Below are 23,515 nucleotides of genomic sequence, written 5' to 3'. Positions count from 1 at the left end.
CGACGGGCGATGCACGGCCAATGGACAGAGCATCCGACGCTGGACCACGGCACACCGTGCCGGGGACGTTCACGGTCCCAGGGGACGACACCGTGAGCGCGCCCGGTGCGGTCCTCTCGCAGGCCTCCGCGCCGGGCAACCGGACCGGCCTGCTGCCCCAGATGCTGCTGGCCGTACTCTGCGGCGGCTACGCCGTCGGGTCGGCCTTCGGCTGGGGCGGTTCCACCGGGCTGGCCCTGGTCATGGGCGACTTCGGGCTCTCCGTGGCGGCACTGGCCGCGGCCGTCTCCTGCCTGGTCTACGTCCGCAGGGCCGCCACCGACCGGTACCGGCCCGCATGGGCGCTGTTCGCCGTCTCCTCCGCCATGGTGGCGCTCGGCAACGGAATCTGGGGCTGGTACGAGGTCGTGCTGCGTGGCGACGTGCCGCGCACCTCGGTCGCCGACTTCTGCTTCCTGCTCTTCGCCCCTCCCGCCATCATCGGGCTGCTGGTGCTCGCCAAGCGGCCGGTCACCCGGGCCGGCTGGGTCTGCCTCGGACTGGACGCCTGGCTCATCGGCGGCTCCCTGCTGACCCTCTCCTGGACCCTCGCCCTGGCCCAGACGGCCCTGTGGGAGGGCCACAGCACCGCACGCATCGCCCTGTCCCTGGCGTACCCATTGCTGGACATCATGCTGGTGAGCATGGTGCTGGCGCTGCACTTCCGGCGGTCCTCGGCCAACCGGGCGGCGGTGAACACCGCCATCGCCTCGCTCGCCCTCACCGTGCTGTGCGACGCGCTGTTCACCTCGCCCCTGCTGCGCGAGCACTACAACTCCGGCCAGATCCTGGACGCCGGATGGTTCGCCGGCAGCATGCTGCTCGCCTACGCCCCCTGGGTCGGCGAGCGCGACACCGCCGAGCGGGTCGCGGCCGAGCGGGGGACCGCCGAACGGGAGCAGGAGCAGGGCCGCCGTATGAGCGGCTCACTGGCGGCGCTGACCCCGTACCTGGCCGCCGCGGTCTGCGTGCTCGGCATCCTCTACAACGTCATCGACGGCCGGAAGAGCGACCGGGTGGTGCTGCTGACCGGCTGCACCGTCGTGCTCGCCCTGGTGGTGCGGCAGGGCATCATGCTGCTGGACAACATGGCCCTCACCCAGGAGCTGGCCCAGAAGGAGAACCACTTCCGGTCGCTCGTGCAGGGTTCCAGCGACGTCATCATGATCGCCTCGCCGACCGGCGCGCTGCGCTACGTCAGCCCCGCCGCCAAGGGCGTCTACGGCTGCGACCCCGAGGAATGGGTCGGCACCGAGTTCGCCACCCACATCCATCCGGACGACCTGGGACGGGTGGTGCACGAGGTGCGCCGCTTCCTGGCCGCGCACGCGGCCGAGGAACCCGCCACCCGCATCGAGTGCCGCATACGGCACGGAGACGGCAGCTGGCTCAACGTCGAGTCCAGTGTCAACCGCCACCAGGGCGGCCTGATCTTCAACAGCCGCGATGTCACCGAGCGGGTGCGGCTCCAGGCACAGCTGCAGCACAACGCCTCGCACGACCCGCTCACCGACCTGCCCAACCGGGCCCTGTTCACCGAACGGATCCGCCAGGCGATCGGCGGCCGCCGGTCCGGTGACGGCGACACCGGCACCACGGCGGTGCTCTTCATCGACCTCGACGGCTTCAAGGCGGTCAACGACACCGTCGGCCACCAGGCCGGCGACGAGCTCCTCGTCCAGGCGGCGCGGCGCCTGCAGGACTCGGTACGCGCCGGCGACACCACCGCACGCCTGGGCGGGGACGAGTTCGCCGCCCTCATCTGCGGCACCAGCGCCGACCCCCATCTGCGCGAGTACCAGGTCCACGAGGTCGCCGACCGGCTCCGTGCCGCCCTCTCCGAGCCCTACCGGGTGGACGGCACCGAGGTCCGGGTGGCCGCCAGCATCGGCGTGGCCTTCGCCGACCCCGGGGTCAGCCCCGGCGAGCTCCTGCGCAACGCCGACCTCGCGATGTACCGGGCCAAGCAGGCGGGCAAGGGCCGGGTCGAGATGTACGCGCCCGCCATGCAGGCCGAGGTCGTACGCCGCGCCGAGCTCGCGGGACGGCTGCGCACGGCCCTGCGGGACGGCGAGTTCGCCCTGCTCCACCAGCCCGTGGTCGACCTCGGCACCGGCGAGGTGACGGCGGTCGAGGCGCAGGCCCGCTGGCGGTCCGCCCAGGGCATCCTCTTCACCCCCGCCGAGTTCCTGCGGGTCGCCGAGGACACCGACCGGACCGCACAGCTGGCCCGCTGGCTGCTGGAGGAGGCGGTCGGCCAGGCCGCGCTGCGCCACGCCGCGGGCAGCCCGGTGCCCGTCGCCGTGCGGCTGTCGACGCGGCGCCTGATGCACCGCGAGCTGCCCACCAAGGACGTGGAGGCCCTGCTCGAACGGCACGGGCTGCCGCCGGACTCCCTCGTCCTGCAGGTCGCCGATCAGGACCCGCGGATCTCCCTGGACGAGCTGGAGCGGCGGCTGACCGCGCTCAGCCGGCTCGGGGTGCGCATCGCCCTGGAGGGCTTCGGCAGCGGCTACGCGCCCATGGACACGCTGCGGCGGCTCCCCGTCGACGTGCTCAAGCTGGACCGCGGGCTCACCGAGGGCGTCGTGGAGTCCCCGCGGCTGCGGAAGATCACCGCGGGGCTGCTGCGCATCGCCGAGGACCTCGGGATCCGCTCGGTGGCCGAGGGCGTGGACCGCCCGGAGCAGGTGCTGGCCCTGCGCGAGATGAACTGCACCCACGGGCAGGGAATGGCGTTCTCCGGGCCGCTGGACGAGCACCGGCTGCGCTCCTCGCTGACCCGCGGCAGCTATCCCGTGCCCGGTGGGGCGGTCCCGCCGGACAGCCCCCGGATCTCCGTACGCGGCACACGGAAGGCGGACGAGCTACGCTCAAATAATGAGACGCCCGTCCCACCCGCTTGACACTCCCCGCTCGCGAGGAGGAAGGTCAGTCCCATGCGCACCCGAATTCTCGTACTTGGAAAGCGCGTCGGCTGACCCGGGGCCCCTGACCGCCTCGTGGAACGCACCGACGCGCTCCCCTCGCTTGCCTGCCGGCACGAGGGGTTTTTTGTTGCCTGGGATCCAGACATACCGCCCTCTCCACCCTCAAACTCCTGAGAGATGAGAACCAGATGACCGAGCAGGCCACCGGGGCCCACCACCCGCAGCCGCGGGCCCGCGGCGCCGCGCCGCAGCCCACTCCCGCCGAGCGCGTCACGGGCGCCCAGTCCCTCATCCGCTCTCTCGAGGCGGTCGGCGCCGACACCGTGTTCGGTATCCCGGGTGGTGCGATCCTTCCCGCGTACGACCCGCTCATGGACTCCTCGAAGGTGCGCCACGTCCTGGTCCGGCACGAGCAGGGCGCCGGTCACGCCGCCACCGGCTACGCGCAGGCCACGGGCAAGGTCGGCGTCTGCATGGCGACCTCGGGCCCGGGTGCGACCAACCTGGTCACCCCGATCGCGGACGCCCACATGGACTCGGTCCCCATCGTCGCCATCACCGGTCAGGTGGCCTCCAAGGCGATCGGCACCGACGCCTTCCAGGAGGCGGACATCTGCGGCATCACGATGCCGATCACCAAGCACAACTTCCTCGTCACCAACGCGGACGAGATCCCCCGCACCATCGCCGAGGCCTTCCACATCGCGTCCACCGGGCGCCCCGGCCCGGTCCTGGTCGACATCGCCAAGGACGCCCTGCAGTCGCAGACCACGTTCTCCTGGCCGCCCGTCACCGACCTGCCCGGCTACCGCCCGGTCACCAAGCCGCACGCCAAGCAGATCCGCGAGGCCGCCCGGCTGATCAACGAGGCCAAGCGCCCCGTGCTGTACGTCGGCGGCGGCGTGCTCAAGGCCCGCGCCACCGGAGAGCTGCGCATCCTGGCCGAGCTGACCGGGGCCCCGGTCACCACCACCCTCATGGCGCTGGGCGCCTTCCCCGACAGCCACACCCAGCACGTCGGAATGCCCGGCATGCACGGCTCGGTCTCCGCCGTCGCGGCCCTGCAGAAGGCCGACCTGATCGTCGCCCTCGGCGCCCGCTTCGACGACCGCGTCACCGGCAAGCTCGACTCCTTCGCCCCGTTCGCGAAGATCGTGCACGCCGACATCGACCCGGCCGAGATCTCCAAGAACCGCGTGGCCGACGTGCCGATCGTCGGTGACGCCCGCGAGGTCATCGCCGACCTGATCGTCGCCGTCCAGGCCGACCACGACGCGGGCCGGCGCGGCGACTACGCCGACTGGTGGAAGCTGCTGGGCGGCCTGCGCGACACCTACCCGCTCGGCTACGACCTGCCCGCGGACGGCAGCCTGTCCCCGCAGCAGGTCATCCAGCGGATCGGCGAGCTGGCCCCGGAGGGCACCCTCTTCGCGGCGGGCGTCGGACAGCACCAGATGTGGGCCTCGCAGTTCATCTCCTTCGAGCGGCCCAACACCTGGTTCAACTCCGGCGGCGCCGGGACGATGGGCTACGCCGTCCCCGCCGCCATGGGCGCCAAGGCCGGCCGGCCCGGCGCGACCGTGTGGGCGGTCGACGGCGACGGCTGCTTCCAGATGACCAACCAGGAGCTGGTCACCTGCGCGCTGAACAACATCCCGATCAAGGTCGCCATCATCAACAACGGCGCCCTCGGCATGGTCCGGCAGTGGCAGTCGCTCTTCTACAACGAGCGCTACTCCAACACCGTCCTGCACGCCGGTGAGACCAACGCGGGCCGCGGCTCCCACCAGGGCTCCAGCGATACCCCGCCGCCCGGCACCCGCGTCCCGGACTTCGTGAAGCTGTCGGAGGCCATGGGCTGCGTCGGTCTGCGCTGCGAGTCCCCCGACGAGCTGGACGAGATCATCGAGAAGGCCAACGCGATCAACGACCGCCCGGTCGTCGTGGACTTCATCGTCCACGAGGACGCCATGGTGTGGCCGATGGTCGCCGCCGGCACCTCCAACGACGAGATCATGGCCGCCCGCGACGTCCGCCCCGACTTCGGCGACGCCGCGGACGACTGAGGACCGAGAGAGAAGCAGAGGAACGACGCGACATGTCCAAGCACACGCTCTCCGTCCTGGTGGAGAACAAGCCCGGTGTCCTGGCCAGGATCACCGCCCTGTTCTCCCGCCGCGGCTTCAACATCGACTCCCTCGCCGTGGGCACCACCGAGCACGCCGACATCTCCCGCATCACCATCGTGGTGAACGTGATCGAGGACCTCCCGCTGGAGCAGGTCACCAAGCAGCTCAACAAGCTGGTGAACGTCCTGAAGATCGTGGAGCTGGAGCCCTCCGCCGCCGTCCAGCGCGAGCTGGTCCTGGTGAAGGTGCGTGCCGACAACGAGTCCCGGTCCCAGATCGTGGAGATCGTCCAGCTGTTCCGCGCCAAGACCGTGGACGTCTCGCCCGAGGCGGTCACCATCGAGGCCACCGGCGGCGCCGACAAGCTCGAGGCCATGCTGAAGATGCTGGAGCCCTTCGGCATCAAGGAACTCGTCCAGTCCGGCACGATCGCGATCGGCCGGGGTGCACGCTCGATCACCGACCGCTCTCTGCGCGCCCTCGACCGGACCGCATAGCGAGACCGCCAGACTTGATCCCGGCCCGCGGACGTAGTGTGTGGGCAACCCCCCAGATCACCAAGGAGAGACCCGAAGTGGCCGAGCTGTTCTACGACGACGACGCCGACCTGTCCATCATCCAGGGCCGCAAGGTCGCGGTCATCGGCTACGGGAGCCAGGGCCACGCCCACGCGCTGTCGCTGCGCGACTCGGGGGTGGACGTGCGCGTCGGCCTGCACGAGGGCTCCAAGTCCAAGGCGAAGGCCGAGGAGCAGGGTCTCCGCGTGGTCACCCCCGCCGAGGCCGCGGCCGAGGCCGACGTCATCATGATCCTGGTCCCGGACCCGATCCAGGCGCGGGTCTACGAGGAGTCCATCAAGGACAACCTGAAGGACGGCGACGCGCTGTTCTTCGGACACGGCCTGAACATCCGCTACGGCTTCATCAAGCCCCCGGCCGGCGTCGACGTGTGCATGGTCGCCCCCAAGGGCCCGGGCCACCTGGTGCGCCGTCAGTACGAGGAGGGCCGCGGCGTCCCGTGCATCGCGGCCGTCGAGCAGGACGCGACCGGGAACGGCTTCGCGCTCGCGCTGTCCTACGCCAAGGCCATCGGCGGCACCCGTGCGGGCGTCATCAAGACGACCTTCACCGAGGAGACCGAGACCGACCTGTTCGGTGAGCAGGCGGTGCTCTGCGGTGGTACCGCGGCGCTGGTCAAGGCCGGTTTCGAGACCCTGACCGAGGCCGGCTACCAGCCGGAGATCGCGTACTTCGAGTGCCTGCACGAGCTCAAGCTCATCGTGGACCTCATGTACGAGGGCGGCCTGGAGAAGATGCGCTGGTCCATCTCCGAGACCGCCGAGTGGGGCGACTACGTCACCGGTCCCCGCATCATCACCGACGCCACCAAGGCCGAGATGAAGAAGGTCCTCGCGGAGATCCAGGACGGCTCCTTCGCCAACAACTGGATCGCCGAGTACAACGCCGGCCTGCCGAGGTACAACGAGTACAAGAAGGCCGACGAGAGCCACCTGCTGGAGACCACCGGCAAGAAGCTGCGCAAGCTGATGAGCTGGGTGGACGAGGAGGCGTAAGTCCTCCGCACCGCGGTCTGCACGGTCCCGGGGGCGCCGCGCCCCCGGGACCTGCCGCTTTGGCCACGCCGTACACCCTCGTGCGGGTGATCCTTCCACGTTGGCGCAGGATGCCGGGCCCGCCGCCGATAGACTCCACTAACAAGCGCGTCAGGCTCACAGCGTCGTGCGTCTTCCACGCGGCATGCCATCCCTCTCCACCGCCTTCGGCCGTCGGGACGCGGCCGTAGACCAGGGACTAGTGAGGACTCACGTGAGCAACCCCGTCGTACTCATCGCTGAAGAGCTGTCGCCTGCCACCGTCGACGCCCTCGGTCCGGACTTCGAGATCCGGCACTGCAACGGCGCCGACCGAGCCGAACTCCTGAGCGCGATCACCGATGTCGACGCCATCCTGATCCGCAGCGCCACCAAGGTCGACGCCGAGGCCGTCGCCGCCGCCTCCAAGCTCAAGGTCGTGGCCCGCGCGGGCGTCGGCCTGGACAACGTGGACGTCTCCGCCGCCACCAAGGCCGGCGTCATGGTGGTCAACGCCCCGACCTCCAACATCGTCACCGCCGCCGAACTCGCCTGCGGTCTGCTGATCTCCGTCGCCCGCAACATCGCCCCGGCGAACGCGGCCCTGAAGCAGGGCGAGTGGAAGCGCAACAAGTACACCGGCGTCGAGCTCGCCGAGAAGACCCTCGGCGTGGTCGGCCTCGGCCGCATCGGCGCCCTGGTGGCCCAGCGCATGTCGGCCTTCGGGATGAAGATCGTCGCGTACGACCCCTACATCCAGCCCGCGCGCGCCGCCCAGATGGGCGTGAAGATCCTCAGCCTCGACGAGCTGCTGCAGGTCTCCGACTTCATCACGGTGCACCTCCCCAAGACGCCGGAGACGGTCGGCCTCATCGGCGAGGAGGCGCTGCGCAAGGTCAAGCCGCACGTCCGCATCGTCAACGCCGCGCGCGGCGGGATCGTGGACGAGGAGGCGCTGTTCGCCGCGCTCAAGGAGGGCCGGATCGGCGGCGCGGGCCTGGACGTGTACGCCAAGGAGCCCTGCACGGACTCCCCGCTCTTCCAGTTCGACAACGTGGTGGCCACCCCGCACCTGGGCGCCTCCACGGACGAGGCCCAGGAGAAGGCGGGCATCTCCGTCGCCCGTTCGGTGCGCCTCGCCCTCGCCGGTGAGCTGGTGCCGGACGCGGTCAACGTCCAGGGCGGGGTCATCGCCGAGGACGTCCGCCCGGGCCTGCCGCTCGCCGAGAAGCTCGGCCGGATCTTCACCGCCCTCGCGGGCGAGGTGGCGGTCCGCCTCGACGTGGAGGTGCGCGGCGAGATCACCCAGCACGACGTGAAGGTGCTGGAGCTCTCCGCCCTCAAGGGCGTCTTCGAGGACGTCGTCGACGAGACCGTCAGCTACGTCAACGCCCCGCTCTTCGCGCAGGAGCGCGGCGTCGAGGTCCGCCTCACCACCAGCAGCGAGTCGCCCGACCACCGCAACCTGGTGACCGTGCGGGGCACCCTCTCGGACGGCACCGAGGTGTCCGTCTCCGGCACGCTGGCTGGTCCCAAGCACATCCAGAAGATCGTCGCGGTCGGCGACGACGACGTGGACCTGGTCTTCGCGGAGCACATGGGCTTCCTGCGCTACATCGACCGCCCGGGTGTCGTCGGCACCATCGGCCGCATCCTGGGCGACGCCGGCATCAACATCGCGGGCATGCAGGTCGCCCGTGACCAGGCAGGCGGCGAGGCGCTGGTCGCGCTCACCGTCGACACCGCCATCCCCGCGCCGGTGCTGGCCGAGATCGCCGAGGAGATCGGCGCGACCTCGGCCCGCGCGGTCAATCTCGAGGGCTGACGGCCGGTTCGCTCCGCTGGGGGCGGCCGACCCGGGTGATCCGGGTCGGCCGCCCCTTCGCCGTCAGCGTCGCCATCGTGGGGGAGCCGGGCCGGAAGCGCAGCGCCACCGCCGCGAGGAAGAACAGGCCCAGCACCGGGTAGGGAGAGGCGAAGGGCTGCAGCCACCACGCCAGGTGCAGATCGAGGTCACCGGCCTTCGGCACGATCCACAGGGTGCGCGCCAGGAAGACCACCGCCGCCACCCGCAGCGCCCAGCGCGGCGCCTCTGCGGCGAGCAGGATCAGCATCGGCACGCACCACACCCAGTGGTGCGACCAGCTGATCGGCGTGATGAGCAGTGCCGTCACCGCGCAGCACACCACGCCCCAGGCCTCCCGGCCCAGCCGGCCCATCCGCACCGAGACCGCGAGCCCCGCGCAGGCCACCACGAGCGCGGCGACCGCCCACACCGCACCGGGGTGGGCGGTGTGCAGCACCCGGGCGGCGAAGCCCTGCAGCGACTGGTTGTCGACGATCCAGACCTTGCCGATGCGGCTGGTGTCGAAGACGCAGCGGGTCCAGTAGTCGACCGTCGCGCCGGGCAGCGCGAGCGCCCCCAGCAGTGCGGTCCCGGCGAACCCGGCGGCGGCGACCGCGGCTTCCTTCCGCCGGCCGGTCAGCAGCAGGTAGACGGCGAAGATCGCGGGGGTGAGCTTGATGCCGGCCGCGACGCCGATCGCGATGCCCTTGCCGCGTGCGCCGTCCGGCCTGCTCAGGTCCCACAGCACCAGTACGGCGAGCAGCAGGTTGATCTGGCCGTAGAGCATCGTCTGGAAGACAGGCTCCAGCCACAGCCCGAGGGCCATGGCCAGCAGCACCACCACCCAGCGCGAACCTCGGGCGCGCGGCCATCCCGTCGCCCGGCAGGACAGATGCGCGAGCAGCCCGAGCAGCAGCAGGTTGCCGCCCATGAAGGCCAGCTTCAGCAGCGGTACGGGCAGCCACGTCGTCGGCACGAACAGCAGCGCGGCGAACGGCGGGTAGGTCGCCGGGAGGTTCCACTCGGTGACGGTGAAGCCGTACAGGTCGGTGCCGTCGACGGCGGCCGCGCCCTCGGCGCGGTAGACCTGCATGTCGGCCATGGGCACGGCCATCGACAGGCACAGCGCGGTGAATGCGGCCAGCGACACGACGAGCAGCAGCCCGGCGAGGAGCAGTCTGCGGTCGGCGCGGGGTCTGCCGGGGACGGTCGGCGGCGTCCTCCACAGCGCTGGGCGTTCGCGTCCGTGGGCCTCCGTGGAATGAGTCACCGGCTCCCGATCCCCTTGTTTCGCCATCCGCGGTGTCCGCGCCGGACGCGCGGTTCGCCCACGTCCTACGCGTGTCGATCAAGCCCCCCTGAGCCCTGTCGGCCCGAGCCTCGCGTCACGTTACTTGTGCCCCCCCGGGTCGGCAACAGTCCCTTCAGTCCCCGAGCCCGGCCGTCTTGAGGGCTATGTGGAGCAGCAGCCGGTCCTCCCCGTCGTCCAGGTCGAGGCCGGTCAGCCGCTCGATGCGGGACAGCCGGTAGTACAGCGTCTGCCGGTGTATCCGGAGCTCCGCGGCGGCGCGCCCGGCCTGCCCCGCACGGTCGAGGTACACCTCGGCGGTATGTGCGAGGTCGGAGTGCGAGGGGTCGAGCAGCGGACGCACCGCCGGATCCACCGCCCCGGCGGGCAGCGCGGCCAGCATCCGGTAGGGGCCGATGGCGTCCCACTCGGCGGTGCGGCCGAGCCGCGGCTGGGCGCGGGCGGCCCGGGCCGCGGAGACGGCCTCGTGCCATGCCGCGGGCAGTTCGGCGAGCCCCTGGCGGGGGGTGCTGATCCCGGCCCGCGCGCTCGGCTCCACCGCCTTGCCGTTGCCCTCCATCAGCCGTGCGGCCGCGGTGATCGCCGGCCCCGACATCGTCGCCGCGCGCAGCCGTACCAGGGCGGCGAGCGCCGTGGCCGGGGGCTCCCGGTGTGTGTCGGCCGTGCTTTCCTGCGGCGGCACCACGCACAGCGCGGCGGCGCCCGGCACGCTGCGAGGCCCCGGTGCGTCGCCGTCCTCGCCGCCCGGCCAGGGCAGGACGCACACCACCGCGTGGGCCTCGTCCGCGTCCGGGCCGAGCGCCTCCCGCAGCGCCTCGCGGGCGGCCGTACGACCGGGCCCGGGGGAGGAGCCGAGAAGGTCGCCCAGCGCCCGGCCCGCGTCGGCGCCCGCGCGGGACTCGGCGGCCAGCAGCGCGCCGATACGGGCGGCGACCGCCATGGCGGCGGTCAGCTGGGCGTCGGTGTGCCCGCTGGTGTCCAGCAGCCACACATAACCGTGCACGACGCCGCCGTGCCGTACCGGCAGGCACAGCCGGGGCCGGAAGACCCCGGCGTCGGGCGCGGCCGGGATGCGGACCGGGGCGGTGGCGCGGGCGATACCGAAGCGCTCGAACCAGGAGCGGACCTCGGCGGTGGAGCGGCGGGTGAGGATCGACCGGGTGCGCACCGGGTCCATGGCACCGTCGTCGTCGCTGTCATGGGCGCCGAAGGCGATCAGCCGGAAGTCGCGGTCCTCCAGGGTCGCGGGGGCGCCGAGCAGCGCCGAGACCTCGTCGACCAGCTCCTGGTAGTCACCACGCACGCCGCCATTCTCCCTCATACATCTGTATGAGCGATGCCGATCGGATGCGTGACAGCTGTCGATGGCGGGCGGGGTAGGTGAATCCTAGATTTCACGGCGACGCTGCCTGCCCCCTGGGCAGCCCTTCAACCAGGAGGAGACCGTGCTCGGTCCCGTGCTGCTCGCCGCCTCGCGCAGCGACCGTATGCGCCGCGTCGTCGCGGGCGCGCCGATCACCCGCCCCGTGGTGAACCGCTTCATCGCGGGTGACGAGCTGGCGCCCGCCATGGACACCGTGCGCTCGCTGACCGCCTCCGGCCTGGAGGTCACGCTCGACCACCTGGGTGAGGACGTCACCGACAAGGCGACCGCGCTCGCCACCCGCGACGCGTACCTGCGGCTGCTGGAGGCTCTGAAGGCCGAGGGCCTGGGCACCCGCGCCGAGGTCTCCGTCAAGCTGTCGGCCTTCGGGCAGGCCCTGCCGGCCGGCGGCCACGACATCGCGCTGGAGAACGTCCGTCCCGTCGCCGACCTGGCGAGCGAGATCGGCACCACGGTCACGCTCGACATGGAGGACCACACCACGGTCGACTCCACCCTCGCGATCCTCGACGACCTGCGCCTGCGTCACCCCGGCACCGGCGCCGTCCTGCAGTCGTACCTCTTCCGCACCGAGGAGGACGCCCGCAACCTCGCGGTCGCCGGCTCCCGCGTGCGCCTGGTCAAGGGCGCCTACAAGGAGCCCGCCAACGTGGCCCACCAGGACAAGGCCGAGGTCGACCGCGCCTACGTGCGCTGCCTGAAGATCCTGATGGCGGGCGAGGGCTACCCGATGATCGGGTCCCACGACCCGCGGCTGATCTCCATCGGCCAGGAGCTCGCCCACCGCCACGGCCGCAAGCAGGGCTCGTACGAGTTCCAGATGCTGTACGGCATCCGCACCGCCGAGCAGCGGCGGCTGGCCGAAGAGGGCGAGCGCATGCGCATCTACGTCCCGTACGGCGCAGACTGGTACGGGTACTTCATGCGGCGTCTCGCGGAGCGGCCGGCGAACCTGGCCTTCTTCCTGCGGTCCTTCCTCCCCACCCGCTGACCACGACCCCACAAGGACACAAGGAGATGTCTTCCATGGACGCTGTGACCCAGGTCCCCGCCCCGGTGAACGAGCCGGTGCACTCCTACGCCCCGGGGAGCCCGGAGCGGGCCCGGCTGGAGGCGAAGCTGAAGGAGCTGGCCGGGAACCCCGTCGAGCTGCCGATGACCATCGGCGGCGTGCGGCGGATGGGCGGCGGCGAGCGCTTCGACGTCGTACAGCCGCACAACCACGGCGCCCGCCTGGGCACCTACGCCAACGCCACCCAGGACGACGCCCGCGACGCCGTCGAGGCCGCACTGGCCGCCGCCCCGGCCTGGCGCGCCATGTCCTTCGACGACCGCGCCGCCATCATCCTGCGCGCCGCCGACCTGCTGGCCGGCCCCTGGCGCGAGACGATCGCCGCCTCGACGATGCTCGGCCAGTCCAAGACCGCGCAGCAGGCCGAGATCGACAGCCCCTGCGAGCTGGTCGACTTCTGGCGCTTCAACGTGCACTTCGCCCGGCAGATCCTGGCCGAGCAGCCGATCGCCAACTCCCCGGGTGTGTGGAACCGCCTCGACCACCGCCCGCTCGAGGGCTTCGTCTACGCGATCACGCCCTTCAACTTCACCGCGATCGCCGGCAACCTGCCGACCGCCCCGGCCCTGATGGGCAACGTCGTGGTGTGGAAGCCGTCCCCGACCCAGACGCACGCCGCCGTGCTGCTGATGGAGCTGCTGGAGGAGGCCGGGCTGCCCAAGGGCGTCATCAACCTGGTCACCGGCGACGGCATCGCCGTCTCCGAGGTCGCCCTGGAGCACCCGGACCTGGCCGGCATCCACTTCACCGGTTCCACCCGGACCTTCCAGCACCTGTGGAAGACGGTCGGCAACAACATCGACAAGTACCGCTCCTACCCGCGGATCGTCGGCGAGACCGGCGGCAAGGACTTCGTCGTCGCCCACCCGTCGGCCGACCCGGCGGTGCTGAAGACCGCGCTGACCCGCGGCTCCTTCGAGTACCAGGGCCAGAAGTGCTCCGCGACCTCCCGCGCCTACATCCCGCGCTCGCTGTGGGAGAACGGCTTCAAGGAGGAGTTCGCGGCCGAGGTCGACGGCCTCACCATGGGTGACGTCACCGACCTGTCGAACTTCATCGGCGCCGTGATCGACGAGCGCGCCTTCGCCAAGAACAAGGCCGCCATCGACCGCGCCAAGGCCGACCCGACCGTCGAGGTCGTCGCCGGCGGCACCTACGACGACAGCGTCGGCTACTTCGTCCGGCCGACCGTGCTGGCCTCCTCCGACCCGGAGAACGAGATCTTCCGCGAGGAGTACTTCGGCCCGGTCCTCGGCGTCCACGTCTACGACGACGCCGACGAGGGCGCCTTCGAGGCGATGCTCACCCAGATGGAATCGGTCGCCGCGTACGCGCTGACCGGCTCGGTCGTCTCCCGTGACCGCGCCGCCGTCGCGCACGTCATGGAGAGGCTGCGCTTCGCCGCGGGCAACTTCTACATCAACGACAAGTCCACCGGCGCCGTGGTCGGCCAGCAGCCCTTCGGCGGCGGCCGTGCCTCCGGCACCAACGACAAGGCGGGTGCCGCGCAGAACCTCATGCGCTGGACGTCGACCCGGTCGATCAAGGAGGCCCTGGTGCCCCCGACCGACTACCGCTACCCGCACATGGGCTGACCTCCGCGTCACCCGGACGAGCCCGCAAGGGGCAGGGCCCGGTACCCCCGATTCCGTGGGGTGCCGGGCCTTCGCCGTCTCAGATAGTAGGAAGTCCGAGTAATTGTGGAGACAGATCGGCCGAGCTGTCCTAGCTTTGTAGAAGCCGAACGTCTCGCTCCACCAGCGACCGGCGGACGTCAGCCGCGCACCTCTGGCAGGTCACCCCCTGCAGCGCCGCTCCCCGCCCCGTTCTATGGCGACACAACCCTCCTCTTCTTCTCCGGGAGCTGTTCACCATGGACGAGACCGCCCGCAAGAACGCCGCCGAAGCCCTCCAGCGCGCCCTGGACCGCCGTGACAACGGCGGCTCGACGGGTCACGAGCCGCGATGAGCGGCCCCCTCGTGCCCCGCCGGATCAGCCGTCTGCGGCGCCTGGCCTACCTGGCCGTGCGCGCGATGGTGAAGTGATCGATCCGTCTGCCGTTCTCGGCGAGTGCCGAGACGACCAGCCGTGCCGTCCTGCCGGACGGCGCGGGCTGCGACTCCACGGACAGGAACGAGTGGCCGGTGTAGCGGACGCGTGACCACTCCACCGTCTCCGCGGCCTTGTGGGCACCCTTCACCCAGCGATAGGTGTCCACGCTCTCCAGGTCCTTGACGTGCCCTTCGTGGCTGTCCGGCACGGGGAAGGCGTACAGGGTCTTCCCCGCGCCGCCCGCCGTGACGTAGACGATCCCGTCCCGCTCGGGGTAGGTGGTCGCCCCGACGGGGACGGCCCTGCCCACGGCGTCGCGGCGCACCGCGTCGGTGCGCTCGTAGACGTGGTTGTGCCCGTTCACCACCAGGTCGACCCGGTGCTTCTCGAAGAGCGGCACCCACGCCTCGCGCACCCCGCCCTCTGAGGCGTGCGCGCTGGTGGTCGAGTAGGCGCAGTGGTGGAAGAAGACGACCACGAAGTCGGTGCCGCGCCGCGCCCGCAGCTCGCCCAGTCGCCGGTCCAGCCACGCGGTCTGCCGGCCGCCGCTGATCCCGCGGTTGGCCGGGATCTCGTACGACACGTCGTTGGCGTCCAGCGCGACGACGGCCACGTTGCCGTAGGCGAAGGAGTAGGCGCCGGGGATGCGCGCCGGGTCGGGGCCGTCGCCCGGCAGTGTCCAGCGGGCCTCCTGGCCGCCGTAGCCGTTGGGGGAGTACCAGGCCTCCATGTCGTGGTTGCCGAGCGCGACCATCCACGGGACGCGTGCGGCGACGCTCTCGGTCTGGGCGAGGAACTGGTCCCAGACCCGCGCGTCGTAGGTGTCGTCCCGCTTGCCGTGGCCGGAGTCGTCGGCGTAGCAGATGTCGCCCGCGTGCAGGTGGAACGCGGGGTTCTGAGCCAGGATCAGACTGTCGTTGGCCAGCGCGTGGTAGCTGACGCCCTGGTCGCCGAAGGCCGTGAACACGAACGGCCGGCGCTGCGCGGGGTCCGGGGCGGTGGTGAAGGAGCCGATCGTGGCGTAGGCGGACGGCAAGGCGGGGTCGAAGCCCCGGTGCCCCACGCCGTAGTAGTACGTGGTGCCGGGGCGCAGCCCGTCGAGCGCCGCGTGCAGGTAGTACTGCTCCACCGCGGGCAGTTCCTTGCCGAGCGCGGCCGTGTGCAGCGGGCGCACCTCGGCCTCGATCCGCTGCCCGAGGTCCCAGGGCCGCAGCCCCACCCGCACGAACGGCCCCCGCACCGGCAGCGGTACCTGCCAGGAGACGCGCATCTGCGTCCCGGGGTCGGCGCCGAAGGCCAGGTGACGGCCGAACGGGGCCACCAGCGCACCGTCCACGTGGGCGGCGGCCGGCGGGGCGAGCACCTCGGGGAAGCGCACCGGCGCGGAAGTCTCCCCGCCGGCGTACGCGGACGCGCCCAGCACACCGGCTCCGGCGACGATCCCGGCGGCCGCGACGCCGCCCCGGATCACCCGTCTGCGCGAATGCCGCTCCCGCAGGTGGGCGTGCTGCTCCGCCATGCTCAGACGGCCGGCGAGGTGCTCGTCGATGCCCATCCGTGGAGTGTCCATGGACAGGGAATTCCCCGCCGCCGCCAACTCAGCACGGTCAGACGGGTGAACAGCACCCGGCGGGTACGCACCGCGTCCGCCATGCGGACATCACGTGTCATTCCCTGGACGGGAGAGTAGGGTTCTCGCCATGTCTCGCAGCATCAGTCTCGCAGTGATCCCCGGTGACGGAATCGGCCAGGAAGTGGTGGCAGAGGGCCTCAAGGTCCTGTCCGCCGTCCTTCCGCAGGACGTGAAGCTGGAGACCAAGGAGTACAGCCTCGGCGCCAAGCGCTGGCACGAGACCGGCGAGACCCTGCCGGACGCGGAGCTGGAGCAGCTCAAGGCGCACGACGCCATCCTGCTGGGCGCGGTCGGCGACCCTTCGGTGCCCTCCGGCGTCCTGGAGCGCGGCCTGCTGCTGAAGCTCCGCTTCGCCTTCGACCACCACGTCAACCTGCGGCCCTCCCGGCTCTTCCCGGGAGTGAAGGGTCCGCTGGCCGGTGAGCCGGACATCGACTTCGTCGTCGTCCGCGAGGGCACCGAGGGCCCCTACGTCGGCAACGGCGGTTCCCTGCGCACCGGTACGCCGCAGGAGGTGGCCACCGAGGTCAGCCTCAACACGGCGTTCGGCATCGAGCGCGTGGTGCGCGACGCCTACGCCCGCGCCCAGGCGCGCCCCCGCAGGAAGCTGACGCTGGTCCACAAGAACAACGTCCTCGTGCACGCCGGCCACCTGTGGAAGAACATCTTCGACCGGGTCGGCGAGGAGTACCCCGAGGTCGCCACCGACTATCTGCACGTCGACGCGGCGACGATCTTCTTCGTCACCCAGCCCGAGCGCTTCGACGTGATCGTCACCGACAACCTCTTCGGTGACATCCTCACCGACCTGGCCGCCGCCGTGACCGGTGGCATCGGCCTCGCCGCGAGCGGCAACATCAACCCGGGCGGTGAGTTCCCGTCGATGTTCGAGCCGGTGCACGGCTCCGCCCCGGACATCGCCGGCCAGGGCAAGGCCGATCCCACCGCCACCGTGCTCTCGGTCGGCATGCTGCTGCGGCACCTCGGCTACACCGCCGAGGCCGAGCGGATCGAGGCCGCGGTCGCCGCGGACCTCGCCGAGCGTTCCGCGGCGCGCAGCACCTCCGAGATCGGCGACGCGCTCGCCGCACGAGTAGCCGGCTGACCGCCGGGCAAGCCTCCGCCAGTCGGCCCGGCCGGTCAGCGACCGCACCACGACTGACCTCCACCTCCCGGGCCGCGCATGTATGTCCTCGGCCCCACCGCTGCGATAATCGGCGGTGGGGCCGCTGTGCGAGGGGAAACTCGGACGTCCTAGCAGCTGAGGACGTCGGGTGCGGTCCGCCCTGACCCTGACGCGAAGGACACCACACATGACGACGCCCACGATCGAGCTCAAGCCCTCCTCGCACCCGCTGCCCCACGCGCAGCGCGAGGCGATCCTCGCCAGCCCCGGCTTCGGCCGCCACTTCACCGACCACATGGTGACGATCCGGTGGACCGAGGGCCGAGGCTGGCACGACGCGGAGCTCGTGCCGTACGCGCCGCTCTCCATCGACCCCGCGAACATGACGCTGCACTACGCGCAGACGATCTTCGAGGGGCTCAAGGCCTACCGTCAGCCCGACGGGTCCGTCGCCACCTTCCGTCCCGAGGCCAACGCCGAGCGCTTCCAGGCATCCGCCCGCCGCCTGGCCATGCCGGAGCTGCCCGTCGAGACCTTCATCGCCGCCGTCGACGCGCTCGTCAGCCAGGACAAGGAGTGGGTGCCCAGCCAGGGCGAGCAGTCCCTCTACCTGCGTCCGTTCATGTTCGCCACCGAGGTCGGCCTCGGCGTCAAGCCGGCCAACGAGTACCTGTTCATGGTCATCGCCTCCCCGGCGGGCGCCTACTTCCCCGGTGGCGTCAAGCCGGTCTCCGTCTGGCTCTCCGAGGAGTACGTCCGCGCCGCGCCCGGCGGCACCGGCGCCGCGAAGGCCGGCGGCAACTACGCCGCCTCCCTGGTCGCGCAGGCCCAGGCCATCGAGCACGGCTGCGACCAGGTCGTGTGGCTCGACGCGATCGAGCGCCGCTGGATCGAGGAGATGGGCGGCATGAACCTGTACTTCGTGTACGGGGACAGGATCGTCACCCCCGAGCTCACCGGCTCCCTCCTCCCCGGCATCACCCGCGCATCGCTGCTGCGCATCGCCGCCGACCTCGGCTACGAGGTCGGCGAGGGCCGCATCTCCGTGGACGACTGGAAGAACGGCAACGCGGACGGATCACTGACCGAGGTCTTCGCCTGCGGCACCGCGGCGGTCATCACGCCGGTCGGTTCCGTGAAGTCCACCCGCGCGGACTGGACCGTCGGCGACGGCCGGTCCGGCGAGGTCACCATGAAGCTGCGCAAGGCGCTGCTCGACATCCAGACCGGCCAGTCCCCCGACACCCACGGCTGGATGCACCCCCTGGGCGGCTGACCGCCCGCCGTCCGCGTACGGCGCCGCCCGGGGCAGGGCCCGGGCGGCGCCGCACTCCTGCCGCGCGACGGCGGGGCCGGGCGGGGAGCGGCCCGTCTCACACGGGGACGGCGATCCGTTCCGGCGTCCGCGCCGGCGGCGCGGGGTGCGGGCGGCCCGCGTCGAGCGCCAGGTACACCGCGGCCGTGACGGCGCCCGATATCAGGAAGCTGAGGTCGATCCCGCCGGTCACGGGCAGCAGGGGCCCGCTGTACGCCGGGGTGTCGACGGACAGCAGCCCGATGCCCGACCCCGCCGCCCAGGCGACCGCGGCCCGCACGTTCCAGCCGCCGCGGTACCAGTACAGACCGCCGCGGCCGCGCCGGTTGTAGACCTGGAGGGCGTCGGCGTCGTAGCGCCCCCGGACCCGGGCGAACCCGATGAGGGTGATCACCGCCCACGGGGTGCCCACGGCGGTGAGCAGCAGGACGAACGAGGTCATGGCGTCCTGTGCGGCCCAGGCGAAGTGACCGAGGTAGACCAGCAGCGTCGAGACCGCGGCGACCACGTAGGTCGCCTGCGTGCGCGTCGCCCGCGGCAGGATCGCGTCCAGGTCCAGGCCCATGCTGTAGAGCATCAGCCCCGCGTTGCCCACCGAGCCGGCCGAGGCGTTGACCAGGAGCAGCACCAGGTACCACGCGGGCGCCGCCGCGACGAGGGGCCCCGCGTAGTCCTCGCCGGCGCCGACGGCGAGCGCGGTGAAGGTGCCGAAGAGCTGGGGTACCAGCAGCCCGGCGACGAGCCCGGCGCAGGTGGCCCGGAAGACCCGCGGTTGGGAGAAGCGGCGCGGCGATATGTAGCGCGTGTAGTCGCCCAGCAGGGTGATGAACGCGATCGGCCCGCTCAGGCCCGCCGAGACCGTGGCGAGCAGCCAGGTCGGCCAGAAGCCGCCGAGCAGGTACTCCGTGCCGGCGGGCGCGGCCGTGGTGAAGTCCCCCGCGTACGCGACGACCCCTATCACCAGCAGCACCGTCAGCCCTATGGACAGGGCGCGGCTGAGTCGCAGCAGCATCCGGTAGCCGAAGACCGCGGACGTGGCGGTGCAGGCCGCGAGCAGGGCGTAGACCACGGCGTAGCTCCAGCCGCCCGCCGGGAGCCCTACGAGCCGGTCGAGGCAGCCGACGACGGCGTCGCCGCCGACCCAGAGGGTCAGCGCGGTGTAGCCCAGCGACAGCAGCAGCCCGATGACCGAGCCGAGCAGCCGGCCGCGCACGCCGAAGTGCGCGCCGCTGCTCGTGGACAGGTTGGTGGCCGTGCGCAGCGAGACCAGCGCGAGCGGCGCGACCAGCACCGTGCCGACCACGGTGCCCACGAGCAGGGAGGTGAAGGAGGCCCACCAGCCGAGACCGAACGAGACGGGGAGCCAGCCGAAGACGATCACGCCCAGCGCGAGGTTGGAGCCCAGCAGGATGCTCACCAGATCGCGGGGACGACTGGTCCGCTCCTCGTCGGGGACGGTGTCCACTCCGCGTTGTTCGATCTGCATGGCGGGCTCCCTTGCCGTGCCGGGAAAGTTTGAACGCCACTCAATTTCCTCTGACCGCTTCCCGACGTCAATACTTCCCATGGGTGTCTTTCAGGTTTAGAGTGGTGCTCTAATCGGTGATCGATGTGGGAGGTCGACATGGGAGGTGTCCAGGCGTGAGGCTCACTCCGACCGAGCGCGACCGGCTGCTGCTGTTCGGCGCCGCGGAGCTGGCCCGGGCCCGCCGTGCGCGCGGGCTGCGGCTCAACGTGCCCGAAGCCACCGCACTGATCGCCGACGCCGTCTGCGAGGCCGCGCGGGACGGCGCGCGCCTCGCGGAGGCCGTCGAGGCCGGCCGTACCGTGCTCGGTCCCGGGGACGTGCTGCCCGGCGTGGCGGACGTCGTCACCGAGGTCCACGTGGAGGCCGTCTTCGACGACGGCTCGCGACTGGCCGTGGTCCCCGACCCGATCGGCGGGGGCTCGCTGGAGGCGGAGGCGCCCGGGGCGGTGCTGCCCGGCCCGGCCCGGCCCGAGCGGTCCCCGGAGGCGGTGGTGGCCGTGCGCAACACCGCCTCCGTACCGGTCAGCGTGACCTCGCACTTCCACTTCTTCGAGGCCAACCCCCGGCTGGACTTCGACCGTTCGGCGGCGTACGGCATGCGGCTGCACGTCCCGGCAGGCTCGTCCGTGCGCTTCGGGCCGGGGGAGGAGCGGGAGGTCGGGCTGGTCCCGATCGGCGGCGACCGCGTGGTGATCGGTTTCGCCGGGCTCGTCGACGGCCCGCTCGACGCGCCCGGCGCGAAGGCGGAGGCGCTGCGGCGGGCCGCCGCCTGCGGATACCTGGGAGCGCAGCGATGAGCATGGACCCCTACGAGTACGCCGCCGTGCACGGACCGCGTGCGGGGGACCGGGTCCGGCTGGGCGACTCGGGCCTGGTGGTCCGCGTCGAGTCGGACTCCCAGCGGCCCGGCGACGAGTTCCTGGCCGGGTTCGGCAAGACCGCCCGCGACGGGCTGGCGCTCAAGGCCGCCGCCGTCCGCGAGACCTGCGACGTGGTGATCAGCAACGTCCTGGTCATCGACGCGGCCGTCGGCATCCGCAAGGTGTCCGTCGGCATCCGCGAGGGCCGCATCCACGCCATCGGCCGGGCAGGCAACCCCGACACCCTCGACGGGGTGGACGTCGTGGTCGGCACGGGCACCTCCATCGTGTCCGGTGAGGGGCTGATCGCCACCGCCGGAGCCGTGGACACCCATGTCCACCTGCTGTCCCCGCGCATCATGGAGGCCTCGCTCGCCTCCGGGGTCACGACGATCATCGGCCAGGAGTTCGGGCCCGTCTGGGGCGTCGGCGTCAACTCGCCCTGGGCGCTGCGCCACGCGTTCAACGCCTTCGACGCCTGGCCCGTCAACATCGGCTTCCTCGGGCGCGGTTCGTCCTCCGACCCGGCGCCGCTGGTCGAGGCGCTCGCCGAGGGCGGCGCGTCCGGCTTCAAGGTCCACGAGGACATGGGCGCCCACACCCGCGCCCTGGACACCGCGCTGCGCGTCGCGGAGGAGTACGACGTCCAGGTCGCCCTGCACAGCGACGGCCTGAACGAGTGCCTGTCCGTGGAGGACACCCTGCGCGTGCTGGAGGGCCGGACGATCCACGCCTTCCACATCGAGGGCTGCGGCGGCGGGCACGTGCCCAACGTCCTGAAGATGGCGGGCGTGCCCAACGTCATCGGCTCCTCGACCAACCCCACCCTGCCCTTCGGCCGGGACGCGGTCGGCGAGCACTACGGGATGATCGTCTCCGTCCACGACCTCAAGCCCGACCTGCCGGGCGACGCGGCCATGGCCCGCGACCGCATCCGCGCCGGCACGATGGGCGCCGAGGACGTGCTGCACGACCTGGGCGCGATCGGCATCACCTCCTCCGACGCCCAGGGCATGGGCCGCGCCGGCGAGACCGTGCGCCGCACCTTCGCGATGGCGGGGAAGATGAAGGCCGAGCGCGGCCCCCTGGAGGGGGACGGCCCGGACGACGACAACGCCCGCGTGCTGCGCTACGTCGCCAAGCTGACCATCAACCCGGCGATCGCCCACGGCCTCGCCCACGAGATCGGCTCGATCGAGGTCGGCAAGCTCGCCGACATCGTGCTGTGGCGGCCTCAGTACTTCGGCGCCAAGCCGCAGATGGTGCTCAAGTCCGGCTTCCCCGCGTACGGGGTCACCGGCGATCCCAACGCCGCCACCGACACCTGCGAACCGCTCGTCCTCGGCCCGCTGTTCGGGGCCCACGGCGCCACCGCCGCCGACCTGTCAGTGGCGTTCGTGGCCCGCCCCGCACTGGAGCTGGAGCACGACCGGATGCCCACCCGGCGCCGTCGCGTCGCCGTGCGCGGCACCCGCGGCATCGGTCCGGCCGACCTCGTCCTCAACTCCCGTACCGGGCAGGTGGACGTGGAGGGCACGACGGGCCTGGTGACCCTCGACGGCGATCCGCTGCGCTCCGAGCCCGCGGAGCAGGTGTCGCTCAGCCGTCTCTACTTCTTGTGACAAGGACCAGCGCCATGCCCAGCACCCCCGCCGCCGACGGCTACACCATGCCGCCCGAGTGGGCCCCGCACACCCGCACCTGGATGGCGTGGCCGTCGCCCAGCGTCACCTTCGACGGCGCGGAGGACCTCGCCCAGTCCCGCGCCGCCTGGGCCGCGGTGGCCCTGACGGTCGCCCGCTTCGAGCCGGTGACGGTCGTGGCCCGGCCCGAGGACGCGGCGGGGGCCAGGGAGCTGCTCGGCTCCGGCGGCGCGGACGTCACGGTCGCCGAGGCGCCGCTGGACGACGCCTGGATGCGCGACATGGGCCCGACCTTCCTGACCGGCGGCGGGCGCCTCGCGGCCGCCGACTGGACGTTCAACGGCTGGGGCGCCCAGGAATGGGCGGCCTGGGGGCACGACGCGCAGATCGGCGCCTTCGTCGCCGGGCGGGCCGGCGCCGCCCGCTACGCCACCTCCTTCGTCAACGAGGGCGGCGGCATCCATGTCGACGGCGAGGGCACCGTGCTGCTCACCGAGACCGTGCAACTCGACCCGGGCCGCAATCCGGGCTGGACGAGGGAGCGCGCGGAGGCCGAGGTCCACGCCTTCCTCGGCACCCGCAAGGCGATCTGGCTGCCCCGCGGTCTCACCGCCGACTACGGGCGCTTCGGCACCCGCGGGCACGTCGACATCGTGGCGGCCTTCGTCCGCCCCGGCGTGGTCGTCGTCCACAGCCAGCAGGACCCGGCCCACCCCGACCACGCCGTCTCGCGGGAGGCCGCGTCCCTGCTGCGAGCCGCCACCGACGCCCGGGGCCGGCCGCTGGAGGTCGTGGAGCTGCCCGCGCCGCAGGTCCGGGAGGCGGACGGCGAGCTGGTCGACCACTCCTACGTCAACCACTACCTCTGCAACGGCGCCGTGGTCCTGTGCGCCTTCGACGACCCCGCCGACGAGGTCAACAAGGCGGTCTTCGAGCGGCTCTTCCCGGACCGGGAGGTCGTGCTGGTGGACGCTCGTACGATCTTCGCCCACGGTGGTGGTATTCATTGCATCACCCAGCAGCAGCCCCAGGTGTGACCGCCCCACCACCTCCGGAG

16 protein-coding genes are annotated in these 23,515 nt (G+C 71.9%); 12 read left to right on the top strand and 4 right to left on the bottom strand.

Translation table 11 applies throughout. The annotated features are described in order from the left end of the window. Positions 1 to 92 precede the first annotated feature (92 nt). From CHF15_RS18950 to serA, 5 genes are all read left to right on the top strand, one after another. A complete protein-coding gene (locus CHF15_RS18950) occupies positions 93 to 2,945 on the top strand; it encodes a putative bifunctional diguanylate cyclase/phosphodiesterase (RefSeq protein WP_179279864.1) in 2,853 nt (950 codons plus the stop codon). Positions 2,946 to 3,157: 212 nt separating this feature from the next. Then, complete coding sequence (locus CHF15_RS18945; protein WP_089225016.1) at positions 3,158 to 5,035, top strand: acetolactate synthase large subunit; 1,878 nt, start codon at positions 3,158 to 3,160, stop codon at positions 5,033 to 5,035. Between the two features lie 32 nt (positions 5,036 to 5,067). Next, the gene (gene ilvN, locus CHF15_RS18940) at positions 5,068 to 5,595 is read left to right on the top strand and encodes an acetolactate synthase small subunit (RefSeq protein WP_018563397.1); all 528 of its coding nucleotides are present in this window, start codon (positions 5,068 to 5,070) and stop codon (positions 5,593 to 5,595) included. A 77-nt stretch (positions 5,596 to 5,672) separates the two neighbouring features. After that, positions 5,673 to 6,671, top strand: a complete 999-nt coding sequence (ilvC, locus tag CHF15_RS18935; protein ID WP_089225015.1) for a ketol-acid reductoisomerase — start codon at positions 5,673 to 5,675, stop codon at positions 6,669 to 6,671. A 253-nt stretch (positions 6,672 to 6,924) separates the two neighbouring features. After that, complete coding sequence (gene serA, locus CHF15_RS18930; protein WP_089225014.1) at positions 6,925 to 8,514, top strand: phosphoglycerate dehydrogenase; 1,590 nt, start codon at positions 6,925 to 6,927, stop codon at positions 8,512 to 8,514. Here serA and CHF15_RS18925 read toward each other — a convergent pair. Further along, positions 8,498 to 9,805, bottom strand: a complete 1,308-nt coding sequence (locus CHF15_RS18925) for a glycosyltransferase 87 family protein (RefSeq protein ID WP_089225013.1) — start codon at positions 9,803 to 9,805, stop codon at positions 8,498 to 8,500. The two genes, serA and CHF15_RS18925, sit on opposite strands and share 17 nt — an antisense overlap. A 154-nt stretch (positions 9,806 to 9,959) precedes the next feature. Further along, on the bottom strand, positions 9,960 to 11,147 hold the full coding sequence (locus tag CHF15_RS18920) for a PucR family transcriptional regulator (protein WP_089225012.1): 1,188 nt from the start codon (positions 11,145 to 11,147) through the stop codon (positions 9,960 to 9,962). A gap of 142 nt (positions 11,148 to 11,289) precedes the next feature. Between CHF15_RS18920 and CHF15_RS18915 the strand changes: the two genes are divergently transcribed. Then, complete coding sequence (locus tag CHF15_RS18915) at positions 11,290 to 12,219, top strand: proline dehydrogenase family protein (RefSeq protein WP_089225011.1); 930 nt, start codon at positions 11,290 to 11,292, stop codon at positions 12,217 to 12,219. Between the two features lie 35 nt (positions 12,220 to 12,254). Further along, positions 12,255 to 13,895, top strand: a complete 1,641-nt coding sequence (pruA, locus tag CHF15_RS18910; protein WP_089225010.1) for an L-glutamate gamma-semialdehyde dehydrogenase — start codon at positions 12,255 to 12,257, stop codon at positions 13,893 to 13,895. A gap of 420 nt (positions 13,896 to 14,315) precedes the next feature. Here the strand turns inward: pruA and CHF15_RS18905 are convergent, their stop codons facing one another. Continuing rightward, positions 14,316 to 15,923: a purple acid phosphatase family protein gene (locus CHF15_RS18905; RefSeq protein WP_089225009.1), complete on the bottom strand. Its 1,608-nt coding sequence runs from the start codon at positions 15,921 to 15,923 to the stop codon at positions 14,316 to 14,318. 130 nt (positions 15,924 to 16,053) lie between these two features. Between CHF15_RS18905 and CHF15_RS18900 the strand changes: the two genes are divergently transcribed. After that, entirely contained in the window at positions 16,054 to 17,091 is a 1,038-nt protein-coding gene (locus CHF15_RS18900) for a 3-isopropylmalate dehydrogenase (RefSeq protein ID WP_089225008.1), read from the top strand. Between the two features lie 208 nt (positions 17,092 to 17,299). Beyond that, the gene (locus CHF15_RS18895; protein ID WP_089225007.1) at positions 17,300 to 18,388 is read left to right on the top strand and encodes a branched-chain amino acid aminotransferase; all 1,089 of its coding nucleotides are present in this window, start codon (positions 17,300 to 17,302) and stop codon (positions 18,386 to 18,388) included. Between the two features lie 97 nt (positions 18,389 to 18,485). On the opposite strand, the gene CHF15_RS18890 is transcribed toward CHF15_RS18895, so the two are convergent. Then, positions 18,486 to 19,913, bottom strand: coding sequence for a cytosine permease (locus CHF15_RS18890; protein ID WP_089225006.1), 1,428 nt, complete (start codon positions 19,911 to 19,913; stop codon positions 18,486 to 18,488). A gap of 155 nt (positions 19,914 to 20,068) precedes the next feature. On the opposite strand from CHF15_RS18890, the gene ureA reads away from it, so the two are divergent. The 3 genes from ureA to CHF15_RS18875 are packed head-to-tail and all read left to right on the top strand — an operon-like array spanning position 20,069 to position 23,495. Beyond that, entirely contained in the window at positions 20,069 to 20,752 is a 684-nt protein-coding gene (ureA, locus tag CHF15_RS18885) for an urease subunit gamma (protein ID WP_089225005.1), read from the top strand. Then, complete coding sequence (locus CHF15_RS18880; protein ID WP_410169649.1) at positions 20,749 to 22,437, top strand: urease subunit alpha; 1,689 nt, start codon at positions 20,749 to 20,751, stop codon at positions 22,435 to 22,437. Before ureA ends, CHF15_RS18880 begins: the two co-directional genes overlap by 4 nt. A gap of 14 nt (positions 22,438 to 22,451) precedes the next feature. Further along, a complete protein-coding gene (locus CHF15_RS18875) occupies positions 22,452 to 23,495 on the top strand; it encodes an agmatine deiminase family protein (protein ID WP_089225003.1) in 1,044 nt (347 codons plus the stop codon). Positions 23,496 to 23,515 lie beyond the last annotated feature (20 nt).

Source organism: Actinacidiphila glaucinigra (assembly GCF_900188405.1).
GTDB classification, from domain to species: domain Bacteria; phylum Actinomycetota; class Actinomycetes; order Streptomycetales; family Streptomycetaceae; genus Actinacidiphila; species Actinacidiphila glaucinigra.
This window is presented reverse-complemented; position numbering and strand designations above follow the sequence as displayed.

Excerpts from the sequence above, each read along its gene's own strand:
- CHF15_RS18945 (WP_089225016.1), top strand. The coding sequence starts at position 3,158 with ATGACCGAGCAGGCCACCGGGGCCCACCACCCGCAGCCGCGGGCCCGC.
- ilvN (WP_018563397.1), top strand. The coding sequence starts at position 5,068 with ATGTCCAAGCACACGCTCTCCGTCCTGGTGGAGAACAAGCCCGGTGTC.
- pruA (WP_089225010.1), top strand. The coding sequence starts at position 12,255 with ATGGACGCTGTGACCCAGGTCCCCGCCCCGGTGAACGAGCCGGTGCAC.
- CHF15_RS18905 (WP_089225009.1), bottom strand. The coding sequence starts at position 15,923 with ATGGACACTCCACGGATGGGCATCGACGAGCACCTCGCCGGCCGTCTG.
- CHF15_RS18900 (WP_089225008.1), top strand. The coding sequence starts at position 16,054 with ATGTCTCGCAGCATCAGTCTCGCAGTGATCCCCGGTGACGGAATCGGC.
- CHF15_RS18895 (WP_089225007.1), top strand. The coding sequence starts at position 17,300 with ATGACGACGCCCACGATCGAGCTCAAGCCCTCCTCGCACCCGCTGCCC.
- CHF15_RS18890 (WP_089225006.1), bottom strand. The coding sequence starts at position 19,913 with ATGCAGATCGAACAACGCGGAGTGGACACCGTCCCCGACGAGGAGCGG.
- CHF15_RS18880 (WP_410169649.1), top strand. The coding sequence starts at position 20,749 with ATGAGCATGGACCCCTACGAGTACGCCGCCGTGCACGGACCGCGTGCG.
- CHF15_RS18875 (WP_089225003.1), top strand. The coding sequence starts at position 22,452 with ATGCCCAGCACCCCCGCCGCCGACGGCTACACCATGCCGCCCGAGTGG.